The organism is Mycolicibacterium iranicum (assembly GCF_002101705.1).
In the GTDB taxonomy this organism is placed as follows: Bacteria; Actinomycetota; Actinomycetes; order Mycobacteriales; family Mycobacteriaceae; genus Mycobacterium; species Mycobacterium iranicum.
Map to the genome: position 1 here is coordinate 56,057 of NZ_LQPC01000041.1, position 13,906 is coordinate 69,962.

At 65.6% G+C, this 13,906-nt stretch carries 13 protein-coding genes and 1 pseudogene; 6 read left to right on the forward strand and 8 right to left on the reverse strand.

Going from position 1 to position 13,906, the window contains the following annotated elements; genetic code table 11:
* Positions 1 to 71 precede the first annotated feature (71 nt).
* Positions 72 to 1,292, forward strand: a complete 1,221-nt coding sequence (locus AWC12_RS19745; protein WP_085176543.1) for a cytochrome P450 — start codon at positions 72 to 74, stop codon at positions 1,290 to 1,292.
* On the opposite strand, the gene AWC12_RS19750 is transcribed toward AWC12_RS19745, so the two are convergent.
* Entirely contained in the window at positions 1,282 to 2,202 is a 921-nt protein-coding gene (locus AWC12_RS19750) for a LysR family transcriptional regulator (RefSeq protein ID WP_165762834.1), read from the reverse strand. The two genes, AWC12_RS19745 and AWC12_RS19750, sit on opposite strands and share 11 nt — an antisense overlap.
* A gap of 93 nt (positions 2,203 to 2,295) precedes the next feature.
* On the opposite strand from AWC12_RS19750, the gene AWC12_RS19755 reads away from it, so the two are divergent.
* On the forward strand, positions 2,296 to 3,060 hold the full coding sequence (locus tag AWC12_RS19755; RefSeq protein ID WP_024447257.1) for an SDR family oxidoreductase: 765 nt from the start codon (positions 2,296 to 2,298) through the stop codon (positions 3,058 to 3,060).
* Complete coding sequence (locus tag AWC12_RS19760) at positions 3,050 to 3,970, forward strand: SDR family NAD(P)-dependent oxidoreductase (protein WP_234814100.1); 921 nt, start codon at positions 3,050 to 3,052, stop codon at positions 3,968 to 3,970. The genes AWC12_RS19755 and AWC12_RS19760 overlap by 11 nt, the downstream gene beginning before the upstream one ends.
* Here the strand turns inward: AWC12_RS19760 and AWC12_RS19765 are convergent.
* Genes AWC12_RS19765 through AWC12_RS19785 form a run of 5 tightly spaced genes read right to left on the reverse strand, consistent with a single transcriptional unit; the run spans position 3,967 to position 8,458 of the window.
* Positions 3,967 to 5,328 carry a flavin monoamine oxidase family protein gene (locus AWC12_RS19765; protein WP_085176467.1) on the reverse strand — a complete coding sequence of 454 codons (1,362 nt, stop codon included), beginning with the start codon at positions 5,326 to 5,328 and terminating at the stop codon, positions 3,967 to 3,969. The genes AWC12_RS19760 and AWC12_RS19765 overlap by 4 nt on opposite strands.
* A gap of 21 nt (positions 5,329 to 5,349) precedes the next feature.
* Entirely contained in the window at positions 5,350 to 6,702 is a 1,353-nt protein-coding gene (locus AWC12_RS19770) for an MBL fold metallo-hydrolase (protein ID WP_085176544.1), read from the reverse strand.
* A gap of 24 nt (positions 6,703 to 6,726) precedes the next feature.
* On the reverse strand, positions 6,727 to 6,996 hold the full coding sequence (locus tag AWC12_RS19775) for a metal-sensitive transcriptional regulator (RefSeq protein ID WP_085176469.1): 270 nt from the start codon (positions 6,994 to 6,996) through the stop codon (positions 6,727 to 6,729).
* Entirely contained in the window at positions 6,993 to 7,868 is an 876-nt protein-coding gene (locus AWC12_RS19780; RefSeq protein ID WP_085176471.1) for a sulfite exporter TauE/SafE family protein, read from the reverse strand. Before AWC12_RS19780 ends, AWC12_RS19775 begins: the two co-directional genes overlap by 4 nt.
* A 5-nt stretch (positions 7,869 to 7,873) precedes the next feature.
* Positions 7,874 to 8,458 (reverse strand): rhodanese-like domain-containing protein, encoded by a 585-nt coding sequence (locus tag AWC12_RS19785; RefSeq protein WP_024447251.1) that lies wholly within the window; start codon positions 8,456 to 8,458, stop codon positions 7,874 to 7,876.
* Positions 8,459 to 8,660: 202 nt separating this feature from the next.
* On the opposite strand from AWC12_RS19785, the gene AWC12_RS19790 reads away from it, so the two are divergent.
* The 3 genes from AWC12_RS19790 to AWC12_RS19800 are packed head-to-tail and all read left to right on the forward strand — an operon-like array spanning position 8,661 to position 11,654.
* Positions 8,661 to 10,040: an MBL fold metallo-hydrolase gene (locus AWC12_RS19790; protein WP_024447250.1), complete on the forward strand. Its 1,380-nt coding sequence runs from the start codon at positions 8,661 to 8,663 to the stop codon at positions 10,038 to 10,040.
* A gap of 12 nt (positions 10,041 to 10,052) precedes the next feature.
* The gene (locus AWC12_RS19795) at positions 10,053 to 11,252 is read left to right on the forward strand and encodes an NAD(P)/FAD-dependent oxidoreductase (protein WP_024447249.1); all 1,200 of its coding nucleotides are present in this window, start codon (positions 10,053 to 10,055) and stop codon (positions 11,250 to 11,252) included.
* Positions 11,253 to 11,282: 30 nt separating this feature from the next.
* Positions 11,283 to 11,654, forward strand: a complete 372-nt coding sequence (locus AWC12_RS19800; RefSeq protein WP_024447248.1) for a thioredoxin family protein — start codon at positions 11,283 to 11,285, stop codon at positions 11,652 to 11,654.
* 11 nt (positions 11,655 to 11,665) lie between these two features.
* On the opposite strand, the pseudogene AWC12_RS19805 reads toward AWC12_RS19800, so the two are convergent.
* Together AWC12_RS19805 and AWC12_RS19810 are read right to left on the reverse strand one after the other, a co-directional pair.
* Positions 11,666 to 12,435: pseudogene (locus AWC12_RS19805) on the reverse strand (amino acid ABC transporter ATP-binding protein).
* Positions 12,432 to 13,898, reverse strand: a complete 1,467-nt coding sequence (locus tag AWC12_RS19810) for an ABC transporter permease subunit (protein WP_085176473.1) — start codon at positions 13,896 to 13,898, stop codon at positions 12,432 to 12,434. The pseudogene AWC12_RS19805 and the gene AWC12_RS19810 overlap by 4 nt, the downstream one beginning before the upstream one ends.
* Positions 13,899 to 13,906: the final 8 nt, after the last annotated feature.

Genomic DNA, 13,906 nt, shown 5'->3' on the forward strand with positions numbered 1-13,906 from the left:
GAATCGCGTACACAACCCCCACGTTCGGCGCTTCTCACCAGTGTCTTCTTATACGCGTGCACAATAAAGAGATGACGGCCGCAGCCCAACCGCAGTCATTGCTCGTGCAGATGCTCGATCCCGCCGTTCGGGCAGACCCCTATCACGTCTACGGCCAGATCAGGACCCAGGGGCCGATACAGCTGCCGGGCAACAACCTGACGGTCTTCGCGAGTTTCGCCCACTGCGATGAGGTGTTGCGCCATCCCGCCGCGGCCAGTGACCGGCTGAAGTCCACGGCGGCCCAGCGGGCCATCGCCGAGGGCGCGCAGCCGCGCCCGTTCGGGCCGCCGGGTTTCCTGTTCCTCGACCCGCCGGACCACACGCGGCTGCGGAGGCTGGTCAGCAAGGCGTTCGTCCCGAAAGTCGTCAAAGCGCTCGAACCCGACATCGTCGCGATGGTCGACGGGCTCCTTGCCGGTGTCGACGGGGTGTGGGACGTCGTCGCCGGGCTGGCGTATCCGCTGCCGGTCGCGGTGATCTGCCGCCTGCTCGGTGTCCCGCTGGAGGACGAGCCACAGTTCAGCGCCGCGTCGGCATTGCTCGCGCAGGGCCTCGATCCGTTCGTGACGGTGACGGGATCGACCGACGAGAACTTCGATCAGCGCATGGAGGCGGGGTTATGGCTGCGTGGGTACCTGCGTGACCTGATTTCCAAGCGCCGCAAAGACCCCGGCGACGATCTGATGTCGAGGTTGATCCATGTTGAGGAGTCGGGCGATCAACTAACCGAGGACGAGATCGTCGCGACGTGCAACCTGCTACTCATCGCCGGCCACGAGACGACAGTGAACCTGATTGCCAATGCGGTCCTGGCGCTATTGCGGGACCGCGACCAGTGGTCGGCGCTGGCCGCCGATCCGGGCCGAGCCTCCGCGGTGGCGGAGGAGACGTTGCGGTACGACCCGCCGGTGCAGCTGGTGGGCCGAATTGCGGCCGAGGACATCACGATTGGGGGCACCACCGTCCCGCAGGGCGACAACATGCTGCTGCTGACGGCCGCCGCGAACCGCGACCCCGACGCCGTCGAACGCCCCGACGAATTCGATCCGGACCGTGAGACGATCCGTCATCTCGGGTTCGGTAAGGGGCCGCACTTCTGCCTCGGCGCCCCGCTGGCACGTCTCGAGGCCGCCGTCGCACTGACCGCATTGACGTCGCGCTTCCCGAATGCCGAACTCGCCGAGGAGCCGAGCTACAAGCAGAACGTGACGCTGCGCGGGATGGCGGAGTTGTTGATCGTCACCGGCTAGCGCGGCAATCGGCCACGGCGGCCCGCACCGCCGACCGCAACCAGCTGTGTCGACGGTCGTTGTCGTAGGCGGGATGCCAGATCATCCGGTACGGCAGCTGTCGAAACTCTTTCGGCGCATCGATGATTCGAATGTTGTACGCGCGGGTCCAGCCGCTGGCCAAACTTGCGGGGATCGTCGCCACCAGGTCGGTGCCGGCCAGGATCAGCGGCACCGCGGAGTGGTACGGCACCGTGACCGCTGCCGTGCGCGTCCTTCCCTGCGCGCGCAGCGGCAAATCGACGTCGGGCTGGATGCCGTCTGCGACATCCACGACAAGGTGCCGCAGCCGGCAGTACTCCTCGAGGCCGAGATCGCTACCCAGCGTCGGGTGTTCAGCATCGGCGACGCAGACGAACCGCTCGGTCAGCAGCTCAGATGAGGTGAGGTCCGAAGCCATGAACCCGCCGAAGAGTCCGAGATCAACGCTCCCGCTGTGGATTTGCTCGGCGGCGGTCTCGAATCGCCAGCTGTGAAACCGGATTGGCGCATCGGGCGCGTCGGCCGCCAGCCGCGCACAGATGGCGGCCCCGTAGGTGTGGACGGCGAAGTCGGTACATGCGATGTCGACGGGAGTGTTCGCCGAAGCCGGATCGAACGAATCGGGGGACACGAGGGCTTCGAGGGCGGGAAGCACCTCGGCCAGCTGGGCATGCAGCGCGTGGGCGCGGGCGGTGAGTCGGTAACCGTCCCGATCCCGGACGAGCAACTCGTCCCCGAGGAGGTTTCGAAGGCGCTGCAGCGCCCGGCTGGTCGCAGGCTGACTCAACCCCAGCCGAGTCGCAGACCGGGAAATGTGCCGCTCGTCGAGCAGCACGGCCAGCGCGGGAACCAGGTTGAGGTCAGCGCGAAGCGTATGCAGCACATGCATGCTGATCATCATAGAAATGCATGACATTTATGGACGTACTTCTGGCAGCGTCGAGTTGTATCGGCTGACCGCACTTCAGAAAGGACACATCGCATGAAGATTTCCGGAAACACGGTGTTCATCCCAGGTGCCACCAGCGGAATCGGCCTCGCTCTGGCACATGCGCTGGCCGACAGGGGAAACACCGTCGTCGTCGGGGGCCGGCGCACCGAACTCCTCGAGAAGATCGCCGCCGACCGACCCGAGCTCGCCACCGTGCAAATCGATACCACCGATCCGGCGAGCATCCGGGCAGCCGCCGCCGATGTCCTCGCGCGCTATCCCGAACTGGACACCCTCATCGCGATGGCCGGGATCATGAGGGTGGAGGACTGGCATCACCCCGAGGGCTTCTTGAAGTCCGCCGAAGCCGTCGTCTCCACCAACGTCCTCGGTCCCATCCGGTTGCTCGCCGCCTTCATCGAGCACCTGCAGGCCCGCCCGTCGGCCACCGTCATCACCGTCTCGTCGGGGCTCGCCTTCGCGCCGTTGAAGGCGACCCCGAGCTACAACGCGTCGAAGGCGGCAATCCACATGCTGACCGAATCAATTCGACTGCAACTCGCCGACAGCAACATCGAGTTCAAAGAACTCATACCCCCGTCTGTCGCCACCGATCTGCTTCCTGGGCAGCGGGAGAGCAGCTTCGCGATGCCGTTGGACGACTTCGTCTCGGAGGTCATGAGCATTCTCGAGTCGGAACCGGAGGCCACCGAGATTCAGGTCGAGCGGGTGAAATTCCTGCGCTACGGCGAAGCCCGCGGCGACTATGACAAGGTCGTCGAGACGTTGAACAGCGCTGATCCGCATGGCAACTGAGAGTGAGGCCGCGATGGACAACAAGATCATCCTCGTGACCGGGGCATCCAGCGGGTTCGGCCTGATGTGCGCGAAGGCGCTCGCAGGCGCGGGCCACACCGTCTACGCCTCGATGCGCGACATCGCGGGGCGCAACGCACCGCAGGTTCAGGCGATCGCCGCCTACGCAAACGACCACGGCGCAGACTTGCGCACACTTGAAATCGACGTCCAGACAGAGGATTCGATCACAACGGCGGTGGCGAAGATCCTCTCACAGCACGGCCGTCTCGACGTGGTGCTCCACAACGCAGGACATATGGTGTACGGACCGTCGGAGGCATTCAGCGCAGATCAACTGGCTGCGCTCTACGACATCAACGTGCTCGGTGCCCACCGTGTCAACCGCGCGGTGCTGCCGCAGATGCGTGCGCAGCGCCGCGGGCTGGTGCTGTGGATGTCGAGCAGTTCCGCGGCGGGCGGCACGCCTCCGTACCTGGGACCCTACTTCGCTGCGAAGGCCGCGATGGATGCGCTGGCGGTCAGCTATGCGCGGGAGCTGACGCTGTGGGGCATCGAGACATCGATCATCGTCCCCGGCGCGTTCACCTCTGGCACAAATCACTTCGCCCACGCGGGGGAGCCCGCGGACAAGGCTGTGGCGCAGTCGTACGAAGCCGGCCCCTACGCGGGCTTCACGACCCGGGTGCGTGAGGCATTCGATGCGATCGTGCCCGCCGATGCCGACCCTGAGACGGTCGCGCGGGCGGTGGCGGCGGTCGTCGACACCGCCCACGGGCAGCGCCCCTTCCGCGTCCACATCGATCCGTCGCAAGACGGTGCGGACGTGGGCTTCGCCGTCCAGGACCGACTGAAGGCTGAGATGCTGCACCGCACAGGGCTTTCTGAACTCTTGCGCGTCGCGGTCTAGGCGTTCAGCGACTCGATGACCTCGCGGGCTGCGCGCTCACCCGCTTCGACGGCACCCTCCATGTAGGCACTCCATTCGGTGGCGGTGTCGGTGGACGCCCAATGGATGGGACCGATCGGCTCGGCCAGTGCGGGACCGTAGGTCGTCCACACCAGCGGTCCGCAGTTGGCGTTGTAGCAGCCGCGGGTCCACTGCCTGCTGCCCCACTCGCCGTCGAGGTAGTGCAGCGGTGTGGCGGCCCTGTCGCCGAAGTGGCGTACGAGTTCGGCGGTCAGCGCCGCGCGCCGTTCCTCCTCCGACCAATGGGTGTGGGTGCGAGCCTGCTCGCCTTCCAGGAAGAGCAGGATCACCCCGTGCTCGCCGCCGAGGATGCAGGTGTCGTTCGACATTCGCGCGGGCCCGATGTCGGAGATCAGCTGGCCGTTGAGGCCGTCGGCGCGCCAGAACGGTTCGTCGTAGATGAAGAACGCCTTCATGGCCGCCGAGTTCGGCATACGCTGCGTGAGCTGGTCACGGTAGCCCGACAGCGGCGGGTCGTAGCCGATGCGGCCGGCGAGCATGGGGGACAGCGCGACGATGACCCGCCTGCCCGTGGCGGTGCGGCCCCCGCGGCAGTGGACGGTGACCCTGTCGGTGCCGTGCTCGATCAACTGCACAGGGGACTCGAACACGATGTGGTCTGAGATCAGGGTGGCGAGCCGGTTCGGGATCTCCGCGGTACCCCCGACGAACCGCGTCGTCTGCGCGCCGCCCTCGGACTCCGCGAACAGCTCCGACGTGACGCCACAGGTCTGGATCGTGAAGAGCAGATGCAGGAATGACACCTCGACGGTCGGGACGGCAAGGATCCCGACGGTGCAGATCTCCAGCAGTGTGCGCGCCACCGGCGACAAACCCTGGGCGTCGTACCACGCGCCCGCGGTGATGGCGTCCCATTCGGCGGCGTGCGGGGCCGTCCAGGGCGTAGCAGGTGACACCTCGGCGGCCAACTCGTCGAGACGTCGCAGCACTTTCTCCAGCTCAGCCAACTCGTCGGCAAACCGCGAGTGAAAGTCGTTGCCACGCAACACTCCTGTGCCGGCGAGCTCGTAGGACGTTTCGCCGTCGTCGTACTGCGGGTAGGTCTGGACCCCGAGTTCGGCGGCCAGCGCGAACATCCGGTGGTGGGTGTCGCCGATCCACTGCGCGCCGAGTTCCATCGGCAGTCCGCCCAGTTCCTCGGTGAGGATGCGTCCGCCGACCCGATTGTCGGCTTCGAGAATCAGCGGTGTGAGTCCCGCCTGCAGAACCGTGCGGGCGGCGATCAGCCCCGACAGTCCCGCGCCGACAATGAGGACGTCTGCTTCCTGGGTTGCCATGTCGGACAGCCTCTCACGGCGCTAGCGAACCATGCCCAATTTCTTCGCTTGCTCGAACATGTCGTCGACCAGGACCACCGTCCGGCCGGGTCGGTCGAGCATCGACGCGGCGATCGAGGAGCGATACCCCGACGCGCAGTGCACCCAGACCTCGCCGCGGGGAACTTCATCCAGACGCGTGCTGAGTTCGTGCAGTGGGACGTTGAGCGCGCCGCCGATGTGTCCCTCGACGTACTCGCGGTGTTGTCGCACATCGAGTACCGCCGGTGCGCCAGCCTCGCTGCCGAGGACCTTGGCGAGGTCGGCGAACTTCGCGACACGATAGGACCGAATAGGAGCGTCACCGGCCAACTCGTGAACACTGCCGACCGCTGCTCCGGCTATTTCGTCCACACCGATACGCACGAGTTCGCGTCGGGCGTCGGCGATCTGGTCCACATCGTCACTGATCAGCGTGAGAGGAGAACCCCAGGCGTGTAGCCAGCCGAGATAGGTGACGAAGGAGTCCGAAAGTTCGAAACCGAGCGTGCCGCCGAGATGTCCGGCTGCGAACGCGGTTCGGTGGCGCAGGTCGACCACCCATTCTCCGGCGTCCACGCGCCGCCGAAGCTCCTCGGCGTCCACGGGTTTCGGCAGCGAGAGGTCCACCGGGGGTGGACCCTGCGTGTTGATGACCCCCATGTGCGCGTAGTAGGCGGGGTAGGCCCCCAGGCCGGCGATCAACTCGTCGACATAGCTCTGCTCGTCCTGGGTCAGCGCTGGATTGGTGTGGCGTTGGTCGGCGATGGTGGAGGCATTGCCGCTGGCGGGGGTGGCCGAACAGAAGCTGCCGAACCCGTGGGTCGGATACACCTGCGCACTATCGGGCAGCTCCGCCGCGAGCCGGCGCACCGAGTGGAACTGGGAGTGGCTGAGGTCCACGGTGTGCTCAGGACCGAGCAGGTCGGTGCGACCGGTGGTGCCGTGCAGCATCGACCCGCCGGTGAACACCCCCGCCACCGCACCGGCAGCATCACGAAGGACATAGCTGACGTGGTTGTAGGTGTGCCCAGGCGTACGCAGCACCTCCAGGCGGAAGGGCCCCGCGTCGATGACATCGCCGTCATCGACGGCGGACCGTGGGAATCCGACGTCGTCGCCGGCCGGCACCACATAATCGGCGTTTGTGACGCGGGACAGCTCCAATCCGCCGGTCACGTAATCGTTGTGAATATGGGTTTCGAGCACATGGGTGATCTGAATGTCGCGCTCGCGAGCGAGGTCGAGTACTCGGTCGATGTCGCGTTGCGGGTCGATCACGACGGCGATTCCTTCGGCGCTGATCACGTAGCTTCGGTCACCCAGACCCGATGTTTCGATGATTCCGACGTCGATCATTGTTCTCCTTTCGGTGAGCCGTCACGCCAAGGCGAGAAACAAGTTCTCCAATTCGGCCTCGGTCAGCGGCTCGTCGCCACGCGCGGTGTCGCCGGTGAGGCATTCCCGCAATCCGGTGGCGACAATCTTGAAACCGGCTTTGTCGAGGGCCCTCGACACCGCCGCGAGCTGCGTGATGACCTCTCTACAGTCGCGGCCCTGTTCGATCATCGTGATCACTCCGCTCAATTGGCCCTGCGCTCTGCGCAGCCGATTGAGCACTGCGGTCACGGCGTCCTCGTCGGCGCTCATGCGGCGGCTCGGCCGGAGGTCGACGGGCGGATGAGGCGGTGCAGCGGGCAGTGGGCGTAGCGGTGGCACACGTAGGTCACCGCAGCGGCGACGACGGTGATCGCAGCAGCGGCGATACCCACGCCGAGGTGGATCTCTTCGGCCAGGATGACCGATGACATCAGCAAGACGAACCAGCCGAACGCTTTTCGCAGTGAGTCTGGATCGACCCTCGCGGTCAGCCGGGCCCCGATGAGGGCCCCCACCACGGCCGCAGCCGTCACCCCCAGGGCCACCGGCCAGTTGATCTGCACACTGGACAGGTACCCGGCGAGACCGGCGAAGGACTTCATGGCGATGACGATCAGCGAGGTGCCGACCGCTACGGGCATCGGCAAGCCGCCCAGCAGCGCCAAGGCAGGAACCACCAGGAAGCCGCCACCCGCGCCGACCAGACCGGTCACCAGCCCGACCACCAGCCCTTCGGCGATGATCTTCGGAACGGGCAGCCGGTGCTCGCCCGCGGCTGCCGTGACGTTCCTGCGTCCCCGCAGCATGGCCACGGCGGTAGCGATCATCATCACGGCGAACCCGATGAGCAGCACGGTGCCCGGAATGAAGCGGGCCAGCAGCCCGCCCGCATAGGCGCCGGCCATGCCGGCCGCGCCGAAGACCAAACCGGTCCGCCACTGCACGCGACCGGCCCGGGCGTGGGATACGGCACCGATCGCGCTGGTGACGCCGACGACGAGAAGCGATGTCGCGATCGCCGCCTTGGCGTCCATGCCTGCCACGTAGGCCAGGAGCGGGACGGTGAGGATGGAGCCGCCGCCGCCGAGCAATCCGAGTGCGATGCCGACGAAGACCGCGAGCCCGATGGTGAGTGCGATCATCGTGATCAGTTCTCTTTCGGGGTGGAGCCGACGAGCTGGGACACCACGGTTTGGGCATCGCAGCCAGGGCCGCGGTTATAGGGCAGCTTGGACAGCGCCGCGCCCATGGCACAGGTGTTGGACAGTGCGGCGAACGTCAGCCCGCCGCCCACCATCCCGGCCAGCCACTTCAGCTTGGGGACGGCGATACTGCCCGCGATGCTGGCCAGCACGAGCGAGCCCGCGACAAGGCGCACCTGACGCTCGAGATCCCAGCGCTGAGCGCCGCGGTTGACCGCGTATCCCTTGGCCTCCCATGCGGTGATGCCGCCGTCGAGGATGTGCACGTTTGCCAGCCCGGCGTTGCGCAGCGTCTCCTCGGCCTGGGCGGCGCGCTGCCCGGAGCGGCAGACGAGGACTACGTCCTCGTCGAGATGTTTGATGATCTCGTCGCGGTGCTCGCGCAGGAGATCCAGCGGGACGTTGTAGGCGCCGGCGATGTGGGCGGTCTCGAACTCGCCCGGTGTACGGACGTCGAGGACCCGAGGCGGTCTCTGCGAGCCGAGCATCTCGTCGAGGGTCTGCGAGTCGATGGTGGTCGGTGCGGTCATGGCGAGCGTCCTTTCGTACTGCGGCACCGAGGCGAGGCTTGATACCGCGGGGGGTATATTGCCAACCATGGTACATATACCCCTGGGGGTAAAAGCAAGTAGGGATTTAAATACCCCTACGGGTACTTGACATACCCATGGGGGTATAGGCATCGTAGAAGTAGAAGGCCTGACCCGCCACCGAAAGGAAAGGACCGCCGAAATGAAGTTCATCCAGTACTACCTGGACTGCCTGTCCCATGCGTCGTATCTGATTGCCGACGAAACCACCGGGCGTGCAGTCGTTGTCGATCCGCAGCGAGACGTGGCCGAGTACCTGGCCGACGCGAAGGAATACGGCTACACCATCGAACTCGTCATCGAGACCCACTTCCACGCCGACTTCCTGTCCGGTCACCTGGAGCTGGCCAAGGCCACCGGCGCCAAGATCGTGTACTCCTCGGTCGCCGAGACCGAGTTCGAGTCGATGGGTGTTGCCGACGGTGAACGCTATTCATTGGGCGAGGTGACTCTGCAGTTCCTCCACACCCCGGGCCACACCCCCGAGTCGTTGAGCATCGTGGTCTACGAGCACCCCGGAGACGAGATCCCCTATGGCGTGCTGACCGGCGACGCGCTGTTCATCGGTGACGTCGGCAGGCCCGACCTGCTGGCCTCGATCGGATTCACCCGGGAAGAGCTGGCCGACAAGCTCTATGACTCGCTGCACAACAAGCTCATGACCCTGCCCGATGCCACCCGGGTGTATCCCGCGCACGGCGCCGGATCGGCCTGCGGCAAGAACCTGTCCACCGACCTCTGGTCGACGATGGGGGAGCAGAAGGCGACCAACTATGCGCTGCGCGCCCCCGACAAGGCCACCTTCATGACATTGGTGACCGAAGGGCAGCCGCCCGCGCCGGGCTACTTCGTCTACGACGCGATCCTCAACCGCAAGGACCGCGACCTGCTGGACGAGACCAAAATGCCGACCGCGATGAGCTACCCGCAGGTCCGCGAAGCGATGGACTCCGGCGCCGTCCTCGTCGACGGGCGCAACCCCGAGGAGTTCGCCCTCGGGCACCTGCGCGGCGCCGTCAACATCGGTCTCGAGGGCCGATATGCCGAGTTCGCCGGATCGGTGATCCCGACAGATGCCGACATCATCCTGTTCACCGAGCCGGGTCAGGAGTTGGAAGGCAAGACCCGTTTGGCGAGAATCGGATTCGACCGGGTGATCGGCTACGTGGACCACCCGTTCGAGGCCATGCTCGACCACCCGGACGAGGTTGGCGTTGCCTCCCGTCTGACCGCGAAAGCATTCGACCAGCGCGCGCAAGAACTGGCCGACCTGCAGATCGTGGACGTGCGCAACCCGGGTGAGGTCGCCGCGGGCACCATCCCCAACGCCATCGCGATTCCGGTGGGGCAACTGCCGGGCCGGCTCGGCGAGCTGAATCCGGCCACCCCGACGGTCGTGTACTGCGCCGGCGGCTACCGGTCCTCGGTGGCGGCGAGCCTGCTGCGACGCAACGGCTTTGTCGATGTCAGCGACATCCTGGGCGGTTACGGCGCCTGGGAAGAGTCTCGCCAGAACGCCTGAGCGAGGGAAGAAATGACAACCGCAAAGCACCAGATTCTCATCGTCGGCGGCGGGACGGCAGGTATCTCTGTGGCCGCCCGCCTGCTGCGCCGGGGTCACACCGACGTCGCAGTCCTCGAGCCGTCCGATGTGCACTACTACCAACCGCTGTGGACACTGGTCGGCGGCGGACAGGCGAAGGCGTCCACCACCGTGCGGTCCGAAGCCTCGGTGATGCCCAAAGGGGCGACCTGGATCAAGAATGCTGCCGCCGCGGTCCATCCGGACGCCAACATGGTCACCTGCGTCGACGGGACAGACTACGAGTACGACGTACTCGTAGTCTGCCCCGGCATCCAATTGGACTGGGATCGCACGGACGGTCTGGTGGAAACACTGGGCAAGAACGGGGTTTCGTCGAATTACCGCTTCGATCTCGCACCACGCACGTGGGAGTTCATTCGTGACCTGCGGTCGGGCACTGCGGTGTTCACCATGCCTTCCGGCCCGATCAAATGCGCCGGGGCGCCGCAGAAAATCGCCTATCTGGCAAGCGATTACTGGCGAAAGCAGGGCGTACTCGACGATATCGACGTCCACCTGGTCGTTCCGACTCCACGCCTGTTCGGTATCGCCCCGATCGCCGACAGCCTCGACGCCGTCGCCGCCGAGTACGGAATAACGGTGCATACCAACGCTGAGGTCACGTCCATCGACGCTGCCGCGCACAAAGCGACGGTGACACGGGTCGGCGAGCAGGGAACCGACACCATCCTGCCCTTCGACATGATGCACACCGCACCGCGCCAATCCGCCCCGGACTGGATCAAATCCAGCCCGCTGTCCACCGGTGACGCCGGAGGCTATGTCGAGATCGACAAGCACACCATGCAGCACGTCCGTTATCCCAACGTATTCAGCCTCGGTGACGCCGGCTCGTCGCCGAACTCGAAAACCGGTGCTGCGATTCGCAAACAGGCCCCGGTGGTGGTCGACAACATCGAGTGCTTCCTGGCGGGCAGGCCGTCCAAGGCCTTCTACGACGGATACGGCTCATGCCCCATCGTCACCTCCGCCCATGCGATGTTGCTGGCCGAGTTCGACTATGAGCTGAACCTCACGCCGTCGGTGCCGCTGCTCGATCCGACCAAGCCGCATCGCAGCTACTGGTACCTCAAGAAGTACGGGCTTCCCTTCATGTACTGGAACCTCATGCTCAAAGGCCTCGCCTGAAAGCGGACACCTCACAGAAAGGCATCAGCCATGAGTACCGTAAATCTCACGTTCGACGACTTCGAGTCGACCATCGCCGAGAACCCCATCGTTCTCGTCGACTTCTGGGCGTCGTGGTGTGGACCATGCCGCGCGTTCGGTCCGGTCTACGACAGATCCTCGGCCGCCCACCCGGACATCGTTCACGGCAAGGTGAACACCGAGAAGGAACTCGACCTCGCCACAGCGCTGCAGATCAACTCGATTCCGACGGTGATGGCGTTTCGCGACGGCATTCTCGTCTACAGCCAACCCGGCGCCATGCCTGCAGCCGCACTGGAGGACCTGGTCAAGCGGGTGAAGGGGCTCGACATGGGCGCCGTCCGCGCGAAGATCGCGGCCCGAAAGGCAGGCACGGCCTGACGTCGATCGGTCTATAGCGGGTTGAGGATTCGCTGCAAGAACTGGCGCGTCCGCTCCTCCTGGGGTCGCCGATGACGGCGGCGGGCGGGCCCTGCTCCAGGATCACCCCGCCGTCGGTGAACAGCACCTGATCGGAAACCTGTCGGGCGAACTGGATCTCGTGCGTGACGACCACCAGCGTCCAGCCTTCGACGGCGAGATCCCTGATCACTGCGAGGACCTCGCCGACGAGTTCGGGATCGAGCGCCGACGTCGGCTCGTCGAACAGCACCACCTTGGGTCTGAGCGCCAGCGCGCGGGCGATGCCGACGCGCTGCTGCTGGCCGCCGGAAAGCTGGAACGGGTATTGGTCGCGCTTGTCGGCCAAACCGACCTGATCCAGTAGCACGAGGGCTTCAGCGTCCACCTCGTCCTTCGGGCGCCGCTGGGCGATCACCGGTCCCTCGGTGACGTTCTCCAACACCGTCTTGTGCGGAAACAGGTTGTGCGATTGGAACACGAAGCCGCTCTGCGCGCGGTAGTGGCGCAGGTCGTCTTTGCGCAATGGCGTTGCGGTGAAGTCGATCTCGACGTCACCGACGCGGATCACCCCGGAGTCCGCTACGTCGAGCGCGTTCAGAGTCCGCAGCAGCGTCGTCTTGCCCGAGCCGGACGGCCCGATGATCGCGGTCGCGGTCCCGCGCGCAACCGTGAACGAAACCCCCTGCAGGACATGCAGCTCGCCGAACGACTTGTGGACGTCTTGGGCGACGATCCGGTTCTCTGGCTGACCTTCGGTCATTTCGCCACGTACCTTTCCAGTCGTCGTTCGAATCTGGCCTGGCCGAACGACAGCACCAGGCAGATCACCCAGTAGTAGACGGCGGCGGTGCCGTAGAGGGCGAAGAATTCGAAGGTTGGTGCCGCGATGATCTGCGCCTGGCGAAGAAGCTCTGTGACCAGAATGGTCGACGCGAGGGAAGTATCTTTGACCAACGAGATCAACGTGTTCGACAGCGGCGGCACCGCGACCCGGGTGGCCTGCGGCAGGATGATCCTTCGCAGAGTGCCGACATAGTTCAGGCCGATCGTCTCCGCGGCCTCCCACTGCCCCTTCGGGATGCTCTGGATCGCCGAGCGGATGATCTCGGCCGCATAGCCGCCGACATTGAGGCTAAACGCGATGACGGCCGCCGGGAACGGATCGATCTTGACGCCGAACTCGGGCAGCGCGAAGAACACGATGAACAACTGCACCAGCAGCGGGGTTCCGCGGATCAGCGAGATGTAGAAGCGTGCGAGGTTGGAGAGCACGACGTTGGAGGACAGCCGCGCCAGAGCCACTCCCAACGCGATGACCAGACCGATGACAAAGCTGATGATCGTCAGCGGGATCGTCATCGTCAGCGCGGCCTTGGCCAACGGCCACAGATTGTCGAGGACCAGTTGCAGGGCCGACCGCGGCTGCGGTGCCGCGGCGTCCTGGCCGCCGGATGCGTTGGTCTTGAGGTACTTCTGCGATATCTGGGCCAGCGTGCCGTCGGCCTTGAGTTCCTCGATCGCTGTGTTGAGGTCGGGAAGGAGACCGCTGTTCTTGCGTGCTGCGAAGCCCTGCTCGCTCTTCTCGCCGGTGGTGCCCGCGATCTTGACGGACGTGTCGTTGGTGGTGGCCAGATAGTCGTAGATCGACAGGCTGTCGTTGACCACGACGTCGACCCGCCCCTGGCTCAGCAGCGCCATCGCCTGGGTGAGGCCTTCCACCGATTCGACGCGCGCTCCCGCGTCGCGGGCGACTTGCGCCCAGTTGCTGGTGGTGCTCTGTGCGGCGGTCTTGCCGCGCAGATCGTCCAGTGTCCTGATCGTGTCGTCATCGGCACGCGTGACGATGACGCCCTCACCGATGGCGTACGGCTCGGACAGGTCGTACTTCTGCTGCCGCTCCTCGCTGATCGTGACCTGGTTGGCCACGACGTCGAAGCGGTTGGCCTCCAGCGCGGCAAAGATCGAATCCCACGGGGTCTCGACGAACTCGACGTTGAAGCCGAGCTTCTCACCGACCGCGCGCGCAACGTCGACGTCGTAGCCGGTGAGCTGTCCGGTGGCCGGGTCGTGATAGCTGAACGGCGCGTAGGTGCCCTCGGTCCCGACCCGAAGCACACCGCTGGATTCGACGGAGTTCTCGCCGTTCCCCGACGACCCGCAGGACGTGAGCAGAACCGCGAGCACCGCGATCAGCGCCGGCAGAACTCGTCGTCGGTAGCGCATCGGCGGAC

Excerpts from the sequence above, each read along its gene's own strand:
- AWC12_RS19745 (WP_085176543.1), top strand. The coding sequence starts at position 72 with ATGACGGCCGCAGCCCAACCGCAGTCATTGCTCGTGCAGATGCTCGAT.
- AWC12_RS19750 (WP_165762834.1), bottom strand. The coding sequence starts at position 2,202 with ATGCATGTGCTGCATACGCTTCGCGCTGACCTCAACCTGGTTCCCGCG.
- AWC12_RS19755 (WP_024447257.1), top strand. The coding sequence starts at position 2,296 with ATGAAGATTTCCGGAAACACGGTGTTCATCCCAGGTGCCACCAGCGGA.
- AWC12_RS19760 (WP_234814100.1), top strand. The coding sequence starts at position 3,050 with ATGGCAACTGAGAGTGAGGCCGCGATGGACAACAAGATCATCCTCGTG.
- AWC12_RS19765 (WP_085176467.1), bottom strand. The coding sequence starts at position 5,328 with ATGGCAACCCAGGAAGCAGACGTCCTCATTGTCGGCGCGGGACTGTCG.
- AWC12_RS19775 (WP_085176469.1), bottom strand. The coding sequence starts at position 6,996 with ATGAGCGCCGACGAGGACGCCGTGACCGCAGTGCTCAATCGGCTGCGC.
- AWC12_RS19780 (WP_085176471.1), bottom strand. The coding sequence starts at position 7,868 with ATGATCGCACTCACCATCGGGCTCGCGGTCTTCGTCGGCATCGCACTC.
- AWC12_RS19785 (WP_024447251.1), bottom strand. The coding sequence starts at position 8,458 with ATGACCGCACCGACCACCATCGACTCGCAGACCCTCGACGAGATGCTC.
- AWC12_RS19790 (WP_024447250.1), top strand. The coding sequence starts at position 8,661 with ATGAAGTTCATCCAGTACTACCTGGACTGCCTGTCCCATGCGTCGTAT.
- AWC12_RS19795 (WP_024447249.1), top strand. The coding sequence starts at position 10,053 with ATGACAACCGCAAAGCACCAGATTCTCATCGTCGGCGGCGGGACGGCA.
- AWC12_RS19800 (WP_024447248.1), top strand. The coding sequence starts at position 11,283 with ATGAGTACCGTAAATCTCACGTTCGACGACTTCGAGTCGACCATCGCC.
- AWC12_RS19810 (WP_085176473.1), bottom strand. The coding sequence starts at position 13,898 with ATGCGCTACCGACGACGAGTTCTGCCGGCGCTGATCGCGGTGCTCGCG.